This window comes from Aminobacter sp. P4_D5 (genome assembly GCF_056401815.1).
This window is the reverse complement of record NZ_JBFUIP010000074.1, coordinates 1-20726: the sequence shown is the minus strand read 5'-3', so window position 1 is coordinate 20726 and position 20726 is coordinate 1. Positions and strand designations below refer to the sequence as shown.

Genomic DNA, 20726 nt, shown 5'->3' with positions numbered 1-20726 from the left:
GGGTAGCTTAGGGATAGCTTTTCTGGGCACGACTGTCGCGTCAAACGAATTTCTTTGCACGGGGAAAAGTACAATCGAAGATGCACCCGACCGCTCGCTGCGAATGAATGCGAACGGGAATGCTCTTAGCGCGCACGAAAATTTCCGTCAGCCGGAAATTCAGGCCGAAGCCGGGCAGCGCACACCGCGGCCACCGGGTACATGCCCATCGGGATGACCTTTCAGCTCGGGATTGGGGTCGTAAAACGGTCCGACAGCCAGCGGCTTGTCGGGCAGCATCGACTGGTCCTGCGACGAGGCCATCATTGTCTCCAATAGCTGCATCGCCTTGCCCTTCGCATCCTCGATGCGAATCGACACCTTGTACGACAGGTCCTTGACCACGCATTCGAGCGGTGGGCTTTCGATCGTGACCTTCTCGCTCATCGGCCAGATCTTCTGATTCACGATGATCGGCTCGCCGCCTGCCGGGTTTTCGAAACTCGCCACCGCGACCTCGGCCGCGCCAATCGGCTTGAGCGGCCTCAAGGTCACCACGTAGCGCACGGTGGCGACCCGGTAATTGAAGACAAACAGGCGACCGGACAGCGCGAAATACTCGCCCTCGCCGCCGCTTTCGCGGCAGCCGGCCAGCCCGATCAAGGCGAGCGCCGAAAGGGCAACCGCGGCACGCAAAAATCTCCGCTCAGGCATTCGCCACCTCCTCCTTGCGCCTGTTGTAGTGGCGCCTGGCCTTCTGGCGGTTGCCGCAGACGGCCATGTCGCACCACATCCGGCTGCCGTTGCGACTGCGGTCAACGAACAGCCAGCCGCAGTTCGGGCAGATCCTGAGCCTAGACATAGTGTCGGACGACAGCAGCGACAGTGCGGAAACGGCGAGTGCTGCCTCAAAGGCCAACGGTTCCGGCGAGACCCCAAACGGGGMTTCAGGGCTAAGCAACTCTCGCGAGCCGGCGAGCCCATCGGCGCAGGCATTGAGGAAGACTGGCATATCGGCTGCGGCCAGGCCCCCGTCGGCCACCGTGCGCCGGAACAGCCGGTCCGTTGTCTCGCGGATGGCGATGACTTTTCCGGCGATCGCATGCGGATCGGGCGCGGCAAGCGCCCTGCCCCTGAGCTCGTCGGCTCGAAAGCTGCTGGCGGCGGTGGCAAAGCGGGCGATCTCCACTGGTTCGTCGAAACGGTCGAAGGAGCGCTCCGTATCGCCGCGAAGCACAACCGTGTTGGCGGTATCGAGCGCAAGCGCGCCGCCGGCGAAGCGATGTCGGGTCCAGGCAACTGACATGTTTCAAATCTAACTGGTAAACTCGGTTTGACAAGTTAGATTTCGAAGCGCAATTTTGTGCTGGCGCGGAAGGTGCCCGCCCAGCCGGACAGCGCATGCTCTACTTCTTCCAACAGCTCCTCAATGGCGTGCATTCGGCGGCGATCTACGCGCTGCTTGCCTTCGGATATGCGCTCGGCAACGGCCTGCTCCAGCGCACCAATTTGGCTTATGGCGGCATCTTTGCCTTCTGCGGCCAGACCATGATCCTCGCAGCAGTCTATGGCTGGCAGGTGCTGTGGCTGACCCTGCCGGTGACCATCGCCTTCGGCATCTTCATCGCGCTCGCTTACGCCGCCTTCTTCAGCCGGCTCTTGTCGCGCACCGTCTTCGCCCCGCTTGCCAGCCGCTCGCCCAACGCGATCGTTGCGGCGTCGCTAGGCGCGCTGCTGGTACTGATGGAACTGAGCCGCATTGCTGCCGACACGCATGACTACTGGCTGCCACCGATGCTTTCGACACCGGTGGTCTTCGCCTCGGGTGGCAACTTCGTCGCGACGCTCACGGTCATCCAGCTGATCAACACGACGATTGCAGCAGTGGTCATCATCTCAGGCGCGTTGTTGCTGGCACGGTCGAACTTCGGTCGCTTCTGGCGGGCCGTCGCCGACGACCCGCTCGCTGCAAGACTCTGCGGCATCGACACAGCGCGTGTCTTCCATCGCGCTCTGCTGTTCGGAGGCCTCTGCGCCGGGCTCGCCGGAGTGCTGGCCGCACTTTATTACGGCAATCTCGGTTTCGGCGCCGGCCTCGTCTACGGCCTGAAGATCCTGTTCATCACTGCGGTCGGCGGCTACTACGCCCCCGGTCGCGCAGCCCTTGGCGCCGCTGCCTTCGGCCTGGCCGAGGCACTGTGGGCCGGCTACTTCCCGATCGAATGGCGCGACGCCTGGATGTATGCGCTGCTCGCAGCGATGCTGGTCTTGACCGGCGACCGCAAGGACGCGCCCAGCTCGGTCTAAAAGACCGGTTTTTGCTTGCGACTTTGGTTGTATGTCGCAGCGTCACAGCACCTTTTCCCAGCCTTTGCGGCTTTTGCGGTGATTGACGACACTCAGCTGTTGTGTTGACGCGACACCCGTGACCGGCATACCCATGAACATCAGGGGAGTGCCGGAAAAAGAACGTCGGGGAACAACGGCTGCCCCATCAAATCAGGGAGGAATGCATGGCAGGGCTTCTCGCTCTATCCAGATTCATTGACCGCATCAACGAGGCGATCGGCAAGACGGTATCCTGGGCGATCCTGGTTGCCATCCTGGTCAGCTCTGGCAACGCGGTCATCCGCAAGACCTTCAACATGTCGTCCAACGCCTGGCTGGAACTGCAGTGGTACCTGTTCGGCGCCGCCTTCATGCTGGCCGCCGCCTACACGTTGAAGCAGAACGAACACATCCGCATCGACATCGTCTACGGCATGTTCTCGCGCCGGGTGCAGCACTGGATCGACCTGCTCGGGCACCTGCTGTTTTTGATGCCCTTCGTCATCCTGATGATCGTTTACTTCATCCCCTATGTCAGCCTGTCGTTCCGCTCGGGCGAAATGTCGTCGAGTGCCGGCGGCCTGATCCTGTGGCCGGCCAAGGCGCTGCTGCTGGTCGGTTTCGTGCAGCTGGCATTCCAGGGCGTTTCCGAGATCATCAAGAAGATCGCCATCATGCGTGGTGATATGGAGGACCCGACCCCGTTCATCTCGATCCATGAGCAGGCCGAACTCGAAGGCAAGGCGCTCGCCGACGAGGTGCGCCCATGATGGAGTTCATCGCCCAGAACATGGCGCCGATCATGTTCTTCTCGCTCATCGTCTTCATGCTGCTTGGTTATCCGGTCGCCTTTTCACTCGCCGCCAACGGCTTGCTGTTCTTCTTCATCGGCGTCGAACTCGCGCCCTACTCCAACAACTCCATCACCCTCGATTGGCCGCTCCTCTATGCATTGCCCGATCGCTTCTGGGGCGTGATGTCGAACGAAACGCTGCTGGCGATCCCGTTCTTCACCTTCATGGGCATCGTGCTCGAACGCTCCGGCATGGCCGAAGACCTGCTCGACAMGATCGGCCAGCTGTTCGGCCCGATCCGCGGCGGCCTCGCCTATGCCGTGATCTTCGTCGGTGCGCTTTTGGCAGCGACAACCGGCGTGGTTGCCGCCTCGGTCATCGCCATGGGMMTGATCTCRCTGCCGATCATGMTGCGYTACGGCTATGACAGGCGGCTTGCTTCTGGTGTCATCGCGGCGTCCGGCACGCTCGCCCAGATCATCCCGCCCTCGCTCGTGCTCATCGTGCTCGCCGACCAGCTCGGCCGCTCGGTCGGCGACATGTACAAGGGGGCGCTGATCCCCGGACTGGTGCTGACCAGCCTCTACATGGGCTATATCTTTCTGATGTCGATCATCCGGCCGAAGTCGATGCCCGCACTGCCGCTCGAGGCGCGCACGCTCGGCCACGGCGTGACCTCGCTGTTTGCGGCACTGCTGCTCGCCGTGGTGATCGCCTATGCCGCCCATGTCTATCTGTCGCCGACGCATGGCGCCAATGCCGACATCCTCGGCGCCTGTGTCGGCGTCATCGTCATCTACATCGCCGCGATCGCCGACCGTGGTCTCAAGATCAACATGATGTCGCGACTGGCCCAGCAGGTCATCATCGTGCTGATCCCGCCGCTGGCGCTGATTTTCCTGGTGCTCGGCACTATCTTCCTCGGCATCGCCACCCCGACCGAAGGCGGTGCGATGGGCTCGGTCGGAGCCTTGATCATGGCCGCTGCGAAGGGCCGGCTTTCACTCGACGTGATCCGCCAGGCGCTCGCATCGACGACGAGACTTTCGTCCTTCGTCATCTTCATCCTGATCGGCGCGCGCGTTTTTTCGCTGACCTTCTACGGCGTCAACGGTCATCTCTGGGTCGAACACCTGCTGGTGTCGCTGCCCGGCGGCGAGGTCGGCTTCCTGATCGCCGTCAACATTCTCGTCTTCCTGCTCGCCTTCTTCCTGGACTTCTTCGAGCTGGCCTTCATCATCGTGCCACTTCTGGCGCCTGCCGCCGACAAGCTCGGCATCGAYCTSRTCTGGTTCGGCGTGCTGYTSKGCGTGAACATGCAGACGAGCTTCATGCACCCGCCCTTCGGCTTCGCKCTSTTCTACCTGCGTTCGGTCGCCGCCCGCGTACCCTATCTCGACCGCATCACCGGCAAGAACATCCAGCCGGTGACGACGGGGCAGATCTACTGGGGTGCGGTACCCTTCGTATGCATCCAGATCATCATGATCGGGCTGACCATCGCCTTCCCTCAGATGGTCATGCACTACAAGGGCAAGGTGGTCGATCCCAACTCGGTCGACTTCAAGATGCCCGAGATGCCGGGACTTGGTGGCGGGTTGGGCCTGTCGCCGCTGGGCGCACCTGCGCCTGGCACGGCACCCGCAGCACCTGCCAACGACCTGACAAAGCCGCCGAGCTTCAACTGATCGGTCCAGCTCACGTGAAAGGGCGCCGAGAGGCGCCCTTTTCATTTCCGCGTCGTCTTTCCCCAAAAGCGATGCAGACAAAGAAAAACCCCGAAGCAGCTGCTCCGGGGTTCGACTTGATTTTGCGCGATCAGATCAGAGCTTGCCGTTGCGCTGCTGGATCATCATGAAGGTGTCGTAGTTGTACTCTGCGATCTGTGCCCACAGATAGTGGTCCTTGCGGAACGCCTTGATCGAATCCCAGATCTTCTTGAAGCCGGGGTTGGTCGCTTCCATCTCGGCATAGACTTCGTTGGACTTTTCGAAGCAGGCCGCGAGGATTTCAGGGCTGAACGGCCGCAACTGGGCGCCGTTGGCAACCAGGCTCTTGATGGCGGTCGGGTTCAGGTGGTCGTACTTCTGCAGCATGTTCGCATCGGTTGCCTGGGCARCCGTTCGCAGCAGCGACTTGTAGGCTGGGGTAAGTTCTTCGAACTTGGCCTTGTTGAACATGAAGTGGACGGTCGGACCGCCTTCCCACCAGCCAGGATAGTAATAGTACGGCGCGACCTTGTGGAAGCCGAGCTTCTCGTCGTCATAAGGACCGACCCATTCGGCGGCGTCGATGGTGCCCTTTTCAAGCGCCGGRTAGATGTCGCCGCCGGCGAKYTGCTGCGGCACSACGCCGAGCYTKKCCAGCACSTTGCCSGCGAARCCGCCRACGCGGAACTTSAGGCCCTGAAGGTCTGCGACGGTGTTGATCTCCTTGCGGAACCAGCCGCCCATCTGGACGCCGGTATTGCCGCCGGGCAGGCCGTACAGGCCCTGGGTGCCGAGGAATTCATTGAAGATGTCGATGCCGCCGCCATGGTAGTGCCAGGCATTGATGCCGCGCGCATTGAGCGAGAACGGAACCGCCGCACCGAGCGCCCAGGTGGGGTCCTTGCCCCAGTAATAATATGCAACCGTATGGCAGGCTTCGACCGTACCGGCCGCAGCCGCGTCGGCTGCTTGCAGGCCCGGAACGATTTCACCGGCCGCAAAGGGCTGGATGGTGAAATTGCCGTCGGTGGCTTCCGACAGATACTTCGACAGGACTTCAGCGCCGCCATAGATGGTGTCGAGTGACTTCGGGAAAGACGAGGCCAGGCGCCACGTAACCTTGGGGTTGGACTGGGCAATTGCCGGTGCCGCAAGCGTCGCGGCAGCGGCAGCAGCCCCCACGCCGGTCGTGCCGGCCTTCCTGATAAATGAACGGCGATCCATCAAAATCCTCCCATACTGGACCGAAAGACTAGTGCGACGCTTCGGGAAATTATTGCCTCCCACGACTAACGCCGCGGGCATCAATACACGGCGAAGGGGGCGAGTAAAGCGCGCCAGACTGGGCGGAGAATGTTTGATTGCCGAAAACCTTGCTGCAGCGCAAGCATCTAAAACTATAGTCTAATCCCCGCTGCCAGGCGCATACGAGATATGCAAACTTGTGTTGGAAAAGTGCCTTGGGATCGCCTATTTTGTAGGCAAGGAAACCGCATGCTTCCCATAAGGATTTGAACGCTATCATGCACCAGCCGCTCGTTGCCGTATCGACCGACGTCAAGCAGTTCGAGAACTACACTTGGCACGCGGCACCCCAGCAGTATCTCGAGGCGGCGATCTCGGGTGCCGGCGTGCTGCCGGTGCTGGTGCCCAATTTCGGCGACCGCCTCGACCTCGACGAGCTTTTGTCCTCCGTCGACGGCGTCATGCTGACCGGCTCGAAGTCGAACGTCGACCCGCGCCTCTATGGCGAGGAAGCGACCGAGGCCAATGGTCCCTACGACTTCGCCCGCGACTCCACCACCATGCCGCTGATCCGCAAGGCGATCGAACGCGGCGTGCCGCTGCTCGCCATTTGCCGCGGCATCCAGGAACTGAACGTGGCGCTTGGCGGTTCGCTCGCCACCGAGATCCAGGAGCGCGAAGGCATCGCCGATCACCGGGCGCCTGTCAGCGACAACCAGGACGAACGCTTCGCCATTCACCAGGTGGCCACCATCAAGCCGGGCAGCTGCCTTGCTGGTGTGTTCGGCCCAGGCGACATCCTGGTCAACTCGGTCCACCGCCAGGCAGTGGAACGGCTCGGTTCGAAGCTGCAGGTCGAGGCGGTGGCGCCCGACGGCACGGTCGAAGCCGTCTCGGTCCGCGACTCGCGTGCGTTCGCCGTCGGCGTGCAGTGGCACCCGGAATACTGGGTCGGCACCGACGACGTCTCGCAGCGTATCTTCAAGGCATTCGGCGATGCCGTGCGGGCCTATGCGCTCGCCCGTCAGGCAGCACGAACGGCAGCGGAATAGTCCGCCCTTTAGCCCTTGGCCGTCACATGCGCGGTCTCGGGCACCGGAGTCAGCGCCCGGCGCTCGTTGGAAAACCACGCAAAGATGTTGTCGGCCGCAAGGTCGGCCATCGCCTGACGCGTATGAACAGTCGCCGAGGCGACATGCGGCAGGAGCGAAGCATTGGGCAGGTCAATCAGCGCTTGCGGCACATTCGGTTCGTCGGCGAAGACATCCAGACCGGCGGCCAGGATCGTGCCCTTCGACAGCGCCTTGACCAGTGCTGCCTCATCGACCGTAGCGCCACGGCCGACATTGACGAAGACGCCATTGGCGCCGAGTGCTTGAAAAATCTCGGCGTTGACGATCTTCTCGGTCTGGGGCGTGGCAGGCGCCACCGAGATCAGCGTGTCGACCGCGAGCGCCAGTTCCTTCAGCGTCGGATGGTAATCGTAGGCAAGGCCTTCGACCTGGCGGCGATTGTGATAGGCGATCGGCAGTCCAAAGGCTTCGAGCCGGCGCGCGATAGCCAAACCGATGCGACCCATGCCGAAGATGCCGATGCGGCGGCCGCGCAGCGTAGCCGTCAGCCGATAGCCGCCCTCGCGGACCCAGTGCCCCTGCCGCAGCCAGCCCTCTGCCCGAGGCAGCTCGCGCACGGTGTTGATGAGCAGGCCCACCGCCGTGTCGGCGACCTCTTCGGTCAGCACATCGGGCGTGTTGGTGACCATGATGCCGCGTGCACCGGCATGGCGGGCGTCGACCGCGTCATAACCGACGCCAAAATTGGCGATAATCTCCAGATTGGGCAGCGCATCGATAAAGGCGGCATCGACCCGACCCATCGAAGCGATGCCGCGAACGTTTGCTTTCGTCTCGTCCGTCAGCAATGCCGGATCGCCTTCGGCGACGTGGATCAGCGGAAATGCCGATTTGAGCCGCTCGGTGACATGCGGATGCATCCGGCAAGGGATCAGGATCACCGGTGCTTCGATGTTCGATGCGGTCATGTGCGTTCTTTGGGTTTTCCGGTGGACTGCCTGACATGCAACTCGGGCTTGATCAGCTCCTGCGACGGCCGCACCGACTGGCCGTTGAGCTTGTCGAGAAGCGCGCTTGCGGCGCGGCGGCCAACCTCGCGCTGGCCGTTCCATACGGTGGTCAGCGCAGGCGTTGCGATCTGCGCTTCCTCGAGATCATCATAACCGGTGACCGAGACATCGATGCCGGGCACCAGACCTGCACGCGCGATGCCGTTCATCAGGCCAATGGCCACGAGATCGTTCCAGCAACAGGCCGCCGTCGGCTTGTCCTTGAGTGCCAAAAACTGCCCCGCCGCCTCGAAGCCGCCCTGCTTGGTGCGCGGACCGGCGATGCGCCACGATGGAAGGACTTCCAGTCCCGCCGCTTCCATGGCGTTGAGATAACCCTGGTAGCGGTGGCGGCCGGTCGAGGTCTGGTCAGTGCCGCCGATCATGGCGATGCGCTTGTGGCCGAGCGAGATCAAGTGGTTGGTGGCGAGCGCAGTTCCATAGGCATCGTCGCCACGGAAGACCGGTACTTCTGCACCTTCGACCGAACGCGCGATCAGCACGGCTGGAAGGCCGTTCTCCTCTGCCATGATGATGTCTTCGGCCGGCGTGCCGATAGCCGGCGACATGATCACCCCGTCGGCGCCGAGCTGCAGCAGCGTGTCGACGAAAGTGCGCTGCTTTTCGAGGTCGTCATAGTGGTTGGAAAGGATGAAGGTCTGCCGGCTGCGGTCGAGTTCGCTTTCGATCGAGCGCAGTATCTCGGCATAGAACGGGTTCATGATGTCGTGGACGACAACGCCGACGATGCCCGAGCGCGAAGTGCGCAGGCTGGCGGCACGGCGATTGTAGATGTAGCCGATCTCTCGGGCATGATGCTTGATGCGGTCGCGGGTGGCGTCAGCGACAAGGGGGCTATCGCGCAGCGCAAGCGACACGGTGGCAGTCGATACGCCAAGTGCGTCAGCGATCGTCGAAAGCTTGATCTTCTGAGCCAGCGGGCCCTCCATCCGCAGCGTGAACGAACGGTCTTTTAAACCGTTTAAAGCCGTATGCCATTGTTCAACGGCAAATCAAAGCTTTTTTGCCAGTTCCTCGGTTTCGGCATTTGGCGCAGCACGGTTGCGGACCCTGAGCGTGTGTTCACGGTGGATGATGTAGAGGCCACTGGAAACAATGATTGCAGCCCCCGCAAGGGTCCAGCGGTCCGGCAACTGGTCGAACACAAGCCAGCCCAGAATGATCATCCACACCATCTGGAGGTAGGGATAAGGCGCTAACGCTGTCGCCGTCGCGCGCTGGTAGGCCTTGATCAGCAGCCAATGGCCGAAGCCGCCGAACACGCCGAGCCCGAACAGCACAAGCCAGTCATAGACATGCACCGGCAGCGAACCGGCCAAGGGGACCGCCGGCAGCATGAAAATCGCCGGCACCACCGCCGAGTAGAGGATCAGGCTTTCGGCCGTTTCGCGGTTGCCCATCTGCCGGGTCATGATCGTGTAGAGTGACGAGCTCAGCATGGCGCAGAGGGAAAAGATATGCCCCATGTCGAAGCCGCCGAAGCCCGGTCGGGTGATGACGACTACACCGATGAAGCCGACGAGGACCGCGAGCCAGCGCCGCCAGCCGGCCCATTCGCCAAGCAGCGGTCCGGCAAGCGCGGTGATGACCATCGGGCTGGCGAAATTGATCGACACCGTTTCGGCGAGCTGTAACGTCTGCAGCGCCATGAAATTGAAGATCGTCGAGCCAAACATGAACACGGCGCGCAGGATCTGCAGCTTCAGGCTTTGCGGCACAAGACGTTCTGGCCGTCGCCAGGCCTTGAACAGGACGATGACGATGAGCGCGTGAACGGCAAAACGCACCCAGGTGACGAAGGGCGCCGCCATACCCGATGTCACCAGATGTTTGGCGCTGGTGTCGAGGAAGGAGAAAATCAGGCCCGAGGCGAATATCAGCAGGATCGCCGATGAAGGCGTTGCTGTTTCTGCTGGTTTTTGGGGAGACACGCTGGCAGGCCGGAAAATCGAGGACGGAGGTTACTTCCAGCTCATGCGGGAAGTGCTGCCGTCCGGCAAGGCGAAAGTCGTGGTCCAGCCGAAGAAGTGATCACTCCGCCGCTTCGGCTTCCACTTCGGGCTCCGCTTCGGCAGCACCCTCGACTTCGGCAACCTCGTCGTCGATGAGCGTGAGGTCCGACAAATTGGCCTCGATGCGCAGCAGAAGCTTGGAAAGCTGCTTCAGATCCTTCTTGTCGAAGCCCTTGAGCGCCTGCTTTTCGGTCTTCTTGACCGACTTCTCCACGGCGCGAATGGCGTCCGTACCGGTTTCCGTCAGGAAGATATGAGCCTGGCGGGCGTCGGTATCCGAGGCGCGCTTTTCGAGGAAACCCTGCGCCTGGAGCCGATTGATGGTCTTGGTGATGGTCGGGGGACGGACGCCGAGCCGCGAGGCGAGCTGTCCGGGCGTCTGGCCGTTGTCGTCGTGCAGCGACAGCATGATCTGGTCCTGGCCGGCGTAGAAGCCATGGGCAAGCAGCCGCGCGGCGAGCGAGGTACGCGCCAGCCGGGCCACGGAATGAAGCCGGCTCATCGCCGCGCCTTTGTTGGACTTGGACATCCGCATCTCCTGCGCCACGCCCCTCGCACCGTGATGGGCGAGAATAATTGTCGCGCGGCCTTTGGCAATCGACTTCGCGGTCACTTGTTGCCATGTCGCTTTGCCGGCAACCGACCAACCACATGAGCGCTCTTGCCAGACGGATGTTACAGTTCGATGACAGAAACCATTCGCCGGCAAATCTTCCGGCAGAATAGCCTCATCCGGCTCTTTTTACCGCAACAATCATCGCCGCTTCATAGGCGGAAGCTTTTTCGCTCACAGCGCTCTGCACGCCGCTGCCGGCGCGACGCAGGATGCGGTCGTCGGCGTTCATCGTGTCGCGCTCCCCGCTGCACTGGTTGTAGGGCGCGACCGTCGAAAAGATCTGCTCGCTGAGATCGTCTGGAAAAAACATCTGGCCTGTCATGACAGAGCTTTCGCCGGGGAACGCCTTGAAATGGATGTGCGTGGTGCGGCCGCGATACCAGCCGGGATAGATGGTTCAGAAGGTAGAGATGAAGTTCTTGTCGGTACGCTGCCAGCCGCGCAGGAATTTTTCGCCTGTAGTGTCGACGTCACGGGTATCACCTTGTCCGGGATAACCCGAATAGTGCCCTTGGGCATCGCAATGCCAAACGTCGACGCGGGCGCCTTCGATCGGGCTGCAAGCCTCGTCGACGATCTGCAGGCGCACAGTCAGGCCAGCGCCTTTGCGTCCCTCGGTGATGTCGCTGCGCTCAAGCTCCGGGTCGAAATAATACGGACCTTCGGTCACTTCCGGCGTGATCGAGCAAACGCCGGCTTGCGGTATCAACAAGGCTCCGGATTGCGACGAGGCTTGCTGGGCGAACACCTGCGCAGGCACCAGCGCGCCACCACCCGCCGTCACCGCGATGAGGCCGAGCGCCCGGCGGCGGGTGAGATTGGCGCGGAACGGATCGTCCTGCATCGGCGCCCGGCTCCTGTATTGCTGGGTCGGTTGCCCCCCGGCCCGTCAATCTAGGCAGCGGCCTGCCGACTTCCTAATGAAATTTCGGTAATGTCGGGCAGGCGTATTCGTGATGACGTTTGAGACGTGCAAATGCGCCTGCGGCATCCTATATGGAGCCTCTATTCGATCCCGAGGACGACCATGACCGAAGCTCAGACCCAAATTCCCGTTACCGTGCTGACCGGCTATCTCGGTTCCGGCAAAACGACGCTTCTCAACCGCATCCTTTCTGAGAACCACGGCAAGCGTTATGCGGTCATCGTCAATGAATTCGGCGAGATCGGCATCGACAACGACCTGATCGTGGAATCCGATGAGGAAATCTACGAGATGAACAATGGCTGTGTCTGCTGCACGGTGCGCGGCGACCTGATCCGCGTTGTCGAGGGCCTGATGCGCCGTCCCGGCCGCTTCGATGCCATCATCGTCGAGACCACGGGCCTGGCCGACCCGGTGCCGGTAGCGCAGACGTTTTTCATGGACGAAGACGTGCGCTCCAAGACCAAGCTCGATGCGGTCGTCGCCCTAGTCGACGCCAAGCACCTGCCGCTGCGCCTCAAGGATTCGCGCGAGGCCGAGGACCAGATCGCTTTCGCCGACGTCGTCGTGCTCAACAAGACCGACCTGGTCAACGCTGACGAGCTGCGCGACGTCGAAGCCGCCATCCGCGCCATCAACCCATCCGCCAAAATCCACCGCACCACCCGTGCGGGCGTTCCGCTCGACCAGGTGCTCGACCGTGGCGCTTTCGACTTGAAGCGCGTTCTGGCCGACGATCCGCATTTCCTCGACGCGCATGATCACGACCACGATCACGCATGTGGCCCCGATTGCGGCCACGACCACCACCACCATGATCATGACCACCATCATCACGATCACGATCATCATGAGCATGGCGCGGTTTCGCCGATCCACGACGTGACCGTGCAGTCGGTGTCGCTGCGCGGCGGCGAGATGGACTCCAAGAAGTTCTTCCCCTGGATCGAAAAGATCACCCAGATGGAAGGCCCCAACATCCTGCGCCTCAAGGGCATCATCGCCATCAAGGACGATCCGGACCGCTACGTCATCCAGGGCGTCCACATGATCATCGAGGGCGACCACCAGCGCGCCTGGAAGGACGACGAGAAGCACGAGAGCCGGCTGGTGTTCATCGGCCGCGAACTCGACGCCGAACGGCTGAAGCGTAGTTTTGAGGCCTGTCAGGCGGCTTAAGCCCGCCGACGTATTCACAGAATACCCTGCCCCCCTCATCCGAACCCTGAGTTTATCGAAGGGCCTGCACCTTCTCTCCGTACGCGGGGAGAAGGGACAAGCTGGAACGTCGACGCCCCCCTCGCTCCGTTTACGGGGAGAGGGTAAGGGTGAGGGGCAGCATAAATCTCGAATGGAATAGTCTCTTATGCCGACAGTCGCCCCGCTTGATCTCGACGGACATTGCGTCACCGCCGCTTTCCTCAATGACATTCCGTTCTTCGCGCTCGCCGACGGCATGGTGCATTGGCTCGATCACGGCCAGAAGTCGGTCAAGCTGCATGACGGCCTGCTGTCAGCTACCACCACCGCCAAGAACGACCTGATGATCTCAGGCGGCGAAGACGGCAAGGTGATGTCGCTGGCCTCGTCGGGTGCGACAGAAGAACTCGCCAGCATCGGCAAGAAGTGGGTCACCTCCATCGCCACCGGCCCGCAAGGCGCTGTCGCCTATGCCAGCGGGCGTAGCGCCTGGGTGCGCTTCGCCGACGGCAAGGCCAAGGAGTTTTCGCACCCGCGTTCGGTCGAGGGCATCGCCTTTTCGCCGAAGGGCATGCGCATCGGCATTGCCCGCTACAACGGCGCGACGCTGCATTTCCCGGCTGCCGAAGGCAAGCCGGTGGAGCTTGAATGGGCTGGGGCGCATACCGGCGTGACATTTTCGCCAGATGGCGCCTTCCTCGTGACCACCATGCAGGAAAACGCCTTGCATGGCTGGAAACTGGTTGATGCCAAGCACATGCGCATGACCGGCTATCCCGCCAAGGTGAAGAGCCTGTCGTGGAGCGCCAAGGGCAAGTGGCTGGCAAGCTCCGGCGCACCCGCCGCGATCGTGTGGCCCTTCGTCGGCAAGGACGGCCCAATGGGCAAGGCCCCGCTCGAACTCGGGACGCGCGGCAACTCAATGGTGACCTCGGTCGCCTGCCATCCAAGCGAGGACATCGTCGCCATCGGTTATGAAGACGGCATGGTGATGGCCGTGCGTTTCGCCGACGCCAAGGAGGTGCTGCTGCGCCGCCCCGGCAAGGGCGCGATCACCTCGATGGCCTGGGACAAGGAAGAACGCCGCATCGCCTTCGGCAGTGCTGCCGGCGACTGCGGCGTCATCGATATCGCCGGCTGAGCTTAACCTACGCGCGCTGCGCTGGATGGCTTGCGCCGCAGCGACCGCGCCAGCCGCAAGCTCCAGCGCCTGCACGACCGGCCCATTTGCTGTTCCTGCGCCAATCGACGCCCCGCGAACGGCCAATTGAAGTTTCAGCAGCCGACTGGCTAGAGTGGCCCCTGCTATCATTCGGGAGCCATGATGAACCGCATCGAACGACCTGAAGCCAGCGAAGGCGGCGTGCCCCTGTCGCGCATATCGGAGCTTGCGGCGACCGAGGCCGAGATCTTTCGCCAGGCGCGGCCGAAATCGCAAGCCGCACTCGGCAATGGTGTCGCTGGGTTCTTCGGTGGCGTGCCGATGCACTGGATGAACGACTGGCCGACACCGTTCCCGATCCTCGTCGACAAGGCGAGCGGTGCCACCATCACCGACATCGACGGCAACAGGCTCGCCGATTTCTGCCTCGGCGACACTGGGTCGATGTTCGGTCACTCCCCTGCCCCGGTTGCGCGCGCCATTCGTCGGCAGGCCGGACGAGGGCTGACTTACATGCTGCCGTCGGAAGATTCGCTGACGCTTGGCTTGCTTTTGTCCGAGCGCTTCGGCCTGCCTCACTGGCAGATCGCCACCACCGCCACCGACGCCAATCGCTTCGCCTTGCGTGTGGCCCGCGCGGTGACCAGCCGCGACAAAATTCTGGTCTTCAACGGCTGCTACCATGGGGCTGTCGACGAAACGATGGTGCGGCTGAAGGACGGCAAACCGGTCAACCGGCCGGGCCTCGCTGGCGAGTTCCGCGACCTCACCGCACGCACCCGCATCGTCGAATTCAACGACCTGCCGGCTCTTGAAGCCGAACTTGCCCATGGCGATGTCGCCTGCGTGATCACCGAACCGGTATTGACCAATAGCTGCATGGTTCTGCCCGACCCTGGCTTCCTCGAAGGCGTGCGCAAGCTGACGCGCAAGGCCGGCACGCTGCTGCTGATCGACGAGACACACACCATCTCAACCGGCCCCGGCGGCTACACCAAGAAGCACGGCCTCGAGCCCGACCTGTTCGTGCTCGGCAAGCCTGTCGCCGGCGGCGTGCCGGCGAGTGTCTGGGGCATGAGCGAGGACGTCGCGGTCCGCTACGCCGACTACAACAGGACCAAGGAGCCGGGCTATTCCGGCATGGGCACCACACTGTCGGCCAATCCTCTCCAGTTCGCGGCGATGCGCGCTGCCCTCGAAGAGGTGATGACCGAGGAAAACTACACCCACATGGAGAAGCTGGCAGACCGGCTGGCGTCCGGCCTCGACAAGGCCATCCGCAAGCACAAGCTGCCTTGGCATGTCATGCGCGTTGGCGCCCGGGTCGAGTTCATCTGCGCGCCGGGACCTTTGCGCAACGGCGGCGAGGCTGAGACGGCGCACGCCTCTCGGCTTGAAGCAGCAGTGCATGTAGCGCTGGTCAATCGCGGTGTGCTGATCGCGCCGTTCCACAACATGATGCTGGTTTCGCCTGATACATCGGCGCGGCAGGTCGACAGGCTGGTTGCGGCTTTCGGCGATATTGCCGCCACGCTTTCGGCGTGAGACAAGGCATCAGGACAATTGAGTAAGATCATGACATCTCCTTCCGGCTCGACCATCGACGAGGCCAGAGCCTTCCTCGACGCCAATCCCGACATCGAAGCCTTCGACATCGTCTTGACCGACGCCAATGGCGTGGGCCGCGGCAAGATCATCCGCCGCCATGAACTGATAGGCCTCTACGAAGGTGGCCGGCATTTGCCGATCTCCATCCTTGGCCTGGACATAACAGGCGAGGACGTCCACGAAACCGGGTTGATCTGGGATTCCGGCGACGGCGACCTCAGGGCCTGGCCAATTCCAGGCACGCTGAAGCCGCTTTATGGCACGAGCCCGGCGCGTGGCCAGTTGCTGATGTCGATGTATCATCTCGACGGCGCGCCGATGACCTCGGACCCCAGGCTGGCGCTGCAGCGCCAGGTCGACCGGCTGGCCGAAAAGGGCCTGTATCCAGCAGGCGCCTTCGAGCTCGAATTTTTCCTTCTGTCCAACGAACGCGACGGCGACGGCAAGGTCCAGCCGGCACGCGCGGTGCTCGACGGCCGTGCTTCGGGCAAGACGGAGGTCTATTCGGTCGACCATCTGCACGGCATGGAGCCGCTGTTCTCCGACATCTACGCCGCAGCCAAGCTGCAGGGCATTCCGGCCGAGACGGTGATCTCCGAATATGCGCCGGGCCAATACGAACTGACGCTACGCTACCGCAAGGATGTGATGCAGGCGGCCGACGACCTGATCATGCTCAAGCGCATCGTCCGCGCCCAGGCGCGCCGACACGGCGTCACCGCCTGTTTCATGGCCAAGCCGATCGAAAAATATGCCGGCTCTGGCATGCATTTCCACGCCTCGCTGCTCGACAAGGACGGCAACAACGTCTTCACCGAAGCCAAGGAAGGCGAGTGGCAGCCGAAGCTTCTGCACGCGCTCGGCGGTCTCGCCGCGACCATGGCGGAATCGATGCTGGTATTCGCACCGCACGCCAATTCGTGGCGCCGTTTCGTGTCGCAATCCTACGCGCCGGTGGCCCCCACCTGGGGCGTCAACAACCGCTCGGTGGCGCTGCGCGTGCCGGCGGGCGACACCAGGAACCGCCGCATCGAGCACCGCCCCTCGGGCGTCGACGCCAACCCCTATCTGGTGGCAGCGACCATTCTCGCCGGCATTTCGAAGGGGCTGGATGAAAAGCTGGACCCCGGCCCCGAGACGACAGGCAATGGTTACGAGCAGGCGGCGGGCACGAACGGAGTGATGCCGGCCGACTGGCGCACCGCGATCGAAGCGGCAAAAGCGTCTGAATTCCTGCGCGAGGCGCTGGGCCACGATCTCCACCGCACCTTCACGGCGATCAAGGAAGCCGAATATTTCCGCGTCGCTCGTACGGTGAGCGAGTTGGATTATCATCTCTATCTGCACGAGGTGTAGAGCGGCCGAAGAAGATCAGGGCTTTACCGCAGGATGGACCGTGACGGTCAGGCCGAGACTCCTGACGACGCCAAGGAGAGTCGTCAGTCGCGGATCGCCTTCGGCGCTGAGAGCCTTGTACAGCCCCTCTCGCGTTACTCCGGCGTCCTTTGCAACCTGGCTCATTCCGCGAGCGCGCGCCACGACACCCAGTGCGCGCGCAATGTAGCCGGCGTCGCCTGTTTCGAAAGCATCAGTGAGCAGCTCGGCCTGCGATTCAGGTGTATCGAGATACGCCGCAGCATCGAAAGGAGTTGTCTTGAGAGACATGACTTACACCTCTTTTGCCATTTCCAGCGCCTGCTTGATATCTCGACCTTGAGTGGACTTGTCGCCTCCACTCAGCAGGATGATCACCACTCTTCCGCGCTGTACGAAATAGACGCGATAGCCTGGCCCCATATCGACGCGCAATTCGCCAATACCGTCGAAGAATTTCACGTCGCCAAAGAGCCCAGCTTCGAGCCGGACAATGCGCTGGGCGATCTTGCGCCGGGCCACCAAATCCCGAAGCCCATCAAACCATTCTCGAAATGTGTCGGTCTGACGGACCTCGAACATGCGTGAACTATAGTTCACACCATTCAATAAATCAAGACCACCGTGAACGTCAGGTCCCGGTGGTCTGCAGTCCCACCATGTCAACTGTTTTGCACGGGGACAGCCTACCTCACCAGAATAGCCCTGAGATCATTGACATTCGTGCCCGTAGGTCCCGGCACGAACAGATCGCCGACGGCGTTAAATGCGGTCCACGCATTGTTGCCAGCGAGCATCGCCTTGGCGTCGACGCTGGCGGCCCGCATACGCGCGACCGTCGTAGCGTCGGCGAAGGCGCCGGCATTGTCTTCGGAACCGTCGATGCCGTCGGTATCGGCAGCAAGCGCGTCGATACCGGCCACACCGTCGATGCCGATGGCGAAGGCGAGCAGGAATTCGCTGTTTCGCCCGCCCTTGCCTTTTGCACGCAGCGTCACCGTCGTCTCGCCGCCGGACAGAATCAGCACCGGCTTCTTGAAGGGACGGTTGCGCATGGCGACTTCGCGGGCGATCGCCGCATGTACGCCGCCGACCTCGCGCGCCTCGCCCTCGATGGCATCGGACAAGATGACGGTTTCGACGCCCAGCCGGCGCGCCGCATCCGCTGCCGCGTCGAGCGACACAGCCGCCGAAGCGATGACATGGACCTCGTTGCGGGCGAAGCGCTTGTCATCCGGCCCTGGCGCGTCGGCATCCACCGAGTTGATGTGCGCCATGACATTGGCCGGCAGCGCGATGCGGTAGGTTTCGATCAGCCTGAGCGCGTCCGCGCGTGACGCTTCATCCGGCACGGTCGGCCCGGAAGCAACCAGTGCTGGATTGTCGCCGGGAATGTCGGAGACGACGAGAGAGACGACGCGCGCCGGATGGGCAGCGGCGGCGAGCCTGCCGCCCTTGATCGTCGAGATGTGCTTGCGAATGGTGTTCATCGCCGAAATCGGCGCGCCGGAGGCAAGCAGCGCCTCGTTGACGGCGATCTCGTCGGCAAGCGTCAGGCTGCCGGCCGGCGACGGCAGCAATGCCGAGCCGCCACCCGAAACCAGCGCCACGACGAGGTCGTCTTCGGTGAGGCCGGACACGGTCTGGAGCAGCAGCTTGGAGGCTTCGAGGCCGTTGGCATCGGGCACCGGATGCGACGCCTCGATGATCTTGATACGCTCGCAAGGTGCGGCAAAGCCGTAGCGGGTGACGACGACGCCCTCGAGCGGTGCGTCCCAGGCCTTTTCGAAAGCGGCAGCCATCTGCGCCGAACCCTTGCCCGCACCAATGACGATGGTGCGCCCTTTGGGCTTTTCCGGCAGATGGCGGCGGATTGTGAGTTCTGGATCGGCTGCCGCGACAGCGGCCTCGAAGATGCTAATGAGGAAGCGTCTAGGTTCGAAAGTGGTCATCCGGGCACTCGCTATACGCTTTGCTTTCATGTCGCTCGGCCCCTCATCCCCCTGCCGGGACCTTCTCCCCGTGAAGTACGGGGAGAAGGGACAAGCGGCAACATCTACGCCCCCTCTCCCCGTCCTTACGGGGAGAGGGTAAGGGTGAGGGGCAGCGCCATGCTCAAATCATGCCGGCCCGAGCGCGAGTTCTTGCCGGTCGATGCCGAGATAATCGCAGACTGCGGCGACAACCACCTCGTGATCCTGCCGCTCAGGTAGCCCCGAAACGGCGATGGCGCCGACGACGCCCACACCCTTCACACGGATCKGAAAACCACCGCCGGCCAGCACATAGTCCTCGATCGGCAGCGCGTCGCCGACCGGAAAGGTGCGGTCCTCGCGCGCCTTCTGCAGCACCATGCGGTAGCTGCTGCGGTGGAACATCTTGACGACGTTGACCTTGCGGCGTGCCCACTCAGTGTTGTTGACCGTCGAGCCCGGCAGCGCGCAGTAAAACAACGCGCGATCCCACAGGCGAATGTCGACGATGATGGGGAGGTTTTCAGCCAGCCCGCGCGTGCGGATCAAGGAGCCTATGTCGAAGGCTGCGGCTTCGTCGAAGCCTTCGAAGACAAGACGCGCCTCCTGCTCGGCGATCTTCTTGATATCTTCGGCTGCTGCCATTGTCCGCTCCTCTCCCTGCGTCCACGGCTCACATGGCAGACGCGGGCGAATGACGCAAGGTCATGCGGCCTGATCCATTGTCGTCTTGGCAGCCCTTCCCGCGACATAGACCTCGACCACGGCGCGGTCGTCGCCGAGCGTTTGGAGCAGGAACAGCTCTTCGGCCAGCGTCCCGGCACGCTCCATGCGAAGCCGCATGCCTGGCGTGGCGCGGGCATTGAGTACCACGATGTCGGCATCGGTTCCGACCTCGAGCGTTCCCACCTTGTCGGAGATCGACAGTGCTTCGGCGTTGCCGCGCGTCAACTGCCAGTAAGAGGCCAGCGGATTGAGCTTCTCGCCATTGAGGGCGATGACCTTGTAGGCCTCGTCCATGGTGCGCAGCATCGAATAGCTGGTGCCGCCGCCGACATCGGTGGCGATGGCGATCCTGAGCGGCTTGTCGCGCCGGCGATAGCGCTGGTAGTCGAACAGGCCTGAGCCAAGGAAGAGGTTCGACGTCGGACAGAACACGGCGATCGAGCCATGGTCGGAAATCGCGTCGGACTCGCGCTCGCCCAGATGGATGCAGTGGCCCAGAAGCGTGCGGTTGCCGAGCAAACCGTAATGTTCGTAGACGTCGGTGTAGTCGCGCGACCAGGGATAGAGCTCCTGGGTGAAGGCGATCTCGGCGTGATTTTCCGACAGATGCGTCTGGATGTGCAGGTCGGGATGTTCTCGTGCCAGTTGCCCGGCCATTTCCATCTGCTCGGGCGTCGACGTGATGGCAAAGCGTGGCGTGATGGCGACGTGCTGCCGGCCCTTGCCATGCCATTCCGTTATCAGCGCCTTGGTGTCGTCATAGCTCGTCTGCGGCGTATCCAGCACGCCATCGGGCGCGTTGCGGTCCATCATTACCTTGCCGGCGATGTTGAGCATGTTGCGCTCGTGCGATTCAGCGAAGAAGGCCTCGGCCGACTGCTTGTGCACCGAGCAATAGGCGGCAACCGTGGTTGTGCCCTGGCGCGTCATCT

The 20726-nt window shown here is 62.6% G+C and carries 23 protein-coding genes; 9 read left to right on the top strand and 14 right to left on the bottom strand.

Annotated elements, in window-relative coordinates; translation table 11 throughout:
• Positions 1-159: 159 nt before the first annotated feature.
• Positions 160-693, bottom strand: coding sequence for a hypothetical protein (locus tag AC1DWF_RS17145; RefSeq protein ID WP_476785401.1), 534 nt, complete (start codon positions 691-693; stop codon positions 160-162).
• Positions 686-1285, bottom strand: coding sequence for a CGNR zinc finger domain-containing protein (locus AC1DWF_RS17140; RefSeq protein WP_476841865.1), 600 nt, complete (start codon positions 1283-1285; stop codon positions 686-688). Before AC1DWF_RS17140 ends, AC1DWF_RS17145 begins: the two co-directional genes overlap by 8 nt.
• 95 nt (positions 1286-1380) lie before the next feature.
• On the opposite strand from AC1DWF_RS17140, the gene AC1DWF_RS17135 reads away from it, so the two are divergent.
• The 3 genes from AC1DWF_RS17135 to AC1DWF_RS17125 all read left to right on the top strand — a co-directional run bounded on the left by AC1DWF_RS17135 (position 1381) and on the right by AC1DWF_RS17125 (position 4789).
• Positions 1381-2286: a branched-chain amino acid ABC transporter permease gene (locus AC1DWF_RS17135; RefSeq protein ID WP_476788448.1), complete on the top strand. Its 906-nt coding sequence runs from the start codon at positions 1381-1383 to the stop codon at positions 2284-2286.
• Positions 2287-2492: 206 nt separating this feature from the next.
• A complete protein-coding gene (locus AC1DWF_RS17130; RefSeq protein ID WP_476785404.1) occupies positions 2493-3077 on the top strand; it encodes a TRAP transporter small permease subunit in 585 nt (194 codons plus the stop codon).
• Positions 3074-4789 (top strand): TRAP transporter large permease, encoded by a 1716-nt coding sequence (locus tag AC1DWF_RS17125; RefSeq protein ID WP_476841864.1) that lies wholly within the window; start codon positions 3074-3076, stop codon positions 4787-4789. Before AC1DWF_RS17130 ends, AC1DWF_RS17125 begins: the two co-directional genes overlap by 4 nt.
• A 135-nt stretch (positions 4790-4924) precedes the next feature.
• On the opposite strand, the gene AC1DWF_RS17120 is transcribed toward AC1DWF_RS17125, so the two are convergent.
• The gene (locus tag AC1DWF_RS17120) at positions 4925-6034 is read right to left on the bottom strand and encodes a TRAP transporter substrate-binding protein (protein WP_476841863.1); all 1110 of its coding nucleotides are present in this window, start codon (positions 6032-6034) and stop codon (positions 4925-4927) included.
• Between the two features lie 299 nt (positions 6035-6333).
• Here AC1DWF_RS17120 and AC1DWF_RS17115 point away from each other — a divergent pair, with 299 nt between their 5' ends.
• Positions 6334-7107, top strand: coding sequence for a gamma-glutamyl-gamma-aminobutyrate hydrolase family protein (locus AC1DWF_RS17115; RefSeq protein WP_476785778.1), 774 nt, complete (start codon positions 6334-6336; stop codon positions 7105-7107).
• An 8-nt stretch (positions 7108-7115) separates the two neighbouring features.
• On the opposite strand, the gene AC1DWF_RS17110 is transcribed toward AC1DWF_RS17115, so the two are convergent.
• The 3 genes from AC1DWF_RS17110 to AC1DWF_RS17100 form a co-directional block, all read right to left on the bottom strand.
• Positions 7116-8048 carry a 2-hydroxyacid dehydrogenase gene (locus AC1DWF_RS17110; protein ID WP_476785780.1) on the bottom strand — a complete coding sequence of 311 codons (933 nt, stop codon included), beginning with the start codon at positions 8046-8048 and terminating at the stop codon, positions 7116-7118.
• Positions 8049-8092: 44 nt separating this feature from the next.
• Positions 8093-9127, bottom strand: coding sequence for a LacI family DNA-binding transcriptional regulator (locus tag AC1DWF_RS17105; RefSeq protein WP_476785777.1), 1035 nt, complete (start codon positions 9125-9127; stop codon positions 8093-8095).
• A 63-nt stretch (positions 9128-9190) separates the two neighbouring features.
• On the bottom strand, positions 9191-10075 hold the full coding sequence (locus tag AC1DWF_RS17100; protein ID WP_476785779.1) for a DMT family transporter: 885 nt from the start codon (positions 10073-10075) through the stop codon (positions 9191-9193).
• Here AC1DWF_RS17100 and AC1DWF_RS17095 point away from each other — a divergent pair.
• On the top strand, positions 9990-10229 hold the full coding sequence (locus AC1DWF_RS17095) for a hypothetical protein (RefSeq protein WP_476785781.1): 240 nt from the start codon (positions 9990-9992) through the stop codon (positions 10227-10229). The two genes, AC1DWF_RS17100 and AC1DWF_RS17095, sit on opposite strands and share 86 nt — an antisense overlap.
• Here AC1DWF_RS17095 and AC1DWF_RS17090 read toward each other — a convergent pair whose 3' ends face one another.
• The 3 genes from AC1DWF_RS17090 to AC1DWF_RS17080 form a co-directional block, all read right to left on the bottom strand.
• Entirely contained in the window at positions 10230-10739 is a 510-nt protein-coding gene (locus tag AC1DWF_RS17090) for a MarR family winged helix-turn-helix transcriptional regulator (RefSeq protein ID WP_476788445.1), read from the bottom strand.
• Positions 10740-10938: 199 nt separating this feature from the next.
• Positions 10939-11148 carry a hypothetical protein gene (locus tag AC1DWF_RS17085; protein WP_476788444.1) on the bottom strand — a complete coding sequence of 70 codons (210 nt, stop codon included), beginning with the start codon at positions 11146-11148 and terminating at the stop codon, positions 10939-10941.
• A 75-nt stretch (positions 11149-11223) separates the two neighbouring features.
• Positions 11224-11670: a peptidase associated/transthyretin-like domain-containing protein gene (locus tag AC1DWF_RS17080; RefSeq protein ID WP_476782878.1), complete on the bottom strand. Its 447-nt coding sequence runs from the start codon at positions 11668-11670 to the stop codon at positions 11224-11226.
• Between the two features lie 183 nt (positions 11671-11853).
• Here AC1DWF_RS17080 and AC1DWF_RS17075 point away from each other — a divergent pair, with 183 nt between their 5' ends.
• The 4 genes from AC1DWF_RS17075 (at position 11854) to AC1DWF_RS17060 (ending at position 17077) form a co-directional block, all read left to right on the top strand.
• Entirely contained in the window at positions 11854-12930 is a 1077-nt protein-coding gene (locus tag AC1DWF_RS17075; RefSeq protein WP_476782877.1) for a CobW family GTP-binding protein, read from the top strand.
• Positions 12931-13117: 187 nt separating this feature from the next.
• Entirely contained in the window at positions 13118-14092 is a 975-nt protein-coding gene (locus AC1DWF_RS17070) for a WD40 repeat domain-containing protein (RefSeq protein WP_476789031.1), read from the top strand.
• A gap of 180 nt (positions 14093-14272) precedes the next feature.
• Positions 14273-15658, top strand: a complete 1386-nt coding sequence (locus tag AC1DWF_RS17065) for an aspartate aminotransferase family protein (RefSeq protein WP_476782875.1) — start codon at positions 14273-14275, stop codon at positions 15656-15658.
• A gap of 30 nt (positions 15659-15688) precedes the next feature.
• Complete coding sequence (locus AC1DWF_RS17060; RefSeq protein WP_476789029.1) at positions 15689-17077, top strand: glutamine synthetase family protein; 1389 nt, start codon at positions 15689-15691, stop codon at positions 17075-17077.
• Positions 17078-17092: 15 nt separating this feature from the next.
• Here AC1DWF_RS17060 and AC1DWF_RS17055 read toward each other — a convergent pair whose 3' ends face one another.
• The 5 genes from AC1DWF_RS17055 to guaD all read right to left on the bottom strand — a co-directional run.
• On the bottom strand, positions 17093-17386 hold the full coding sequence (locus AC1DWF_RS17055) for an addiction module antidote protein (protein WP_476782873.1): 294 nt from the start codon (positions 17384-17386) through the stop codon (positions 17093-17095).
• Between the two features lie 3 nt (positions 17387-17389).
• The gene (locus AC1DWF_RS17050; RefSeq protein ID WP_476782872.1) at positions 17390-17677 is read right to left on the bottom strand and encodes a type II toxin-antitoxin system RelE/ParE family toxin; all 288 of its coding nucleotides are present in this window, start codon (positions 17675-17677) and stop codon (positions 17390-17392) included.
• Between the two features lie 104 nt (positions 17678-17781).
• A complete protein-coding gene (locus AC1DWF_RS17045) occupies positions 17782-19047 on the bottom strand; it encodes a glycerate kinase type-2 family protein (RefSeq protein WP_476782871.1) in 1266 nt (421 codons plus the stop codon).
• A 168-nt stretch (positions 19048-19215) separates the two neighbouring features.
• The gene (locus tag AC1DWF_RS17040; RefSeq protein WP_476841862.1) at positions 19216-19713 is read right to left on the bottom strand and encodes a heme-degrading domain-containing protein; all 498 of its coding nucleotides are present in this window, start codon (positions 19711-19713) and stop codon (positions 19216-19218) included.
• A 60-nt stretch (positions 19714-19773) separates the two neighbouring features.
• On the bottom strand, positions 19774-20726 hold a 953-nt coding region (gene guaD, locus AC1DWF_RS17035), incomplete at its 5' end, for a guanine deaminase (RefSeq protein ID WP_476841861.1).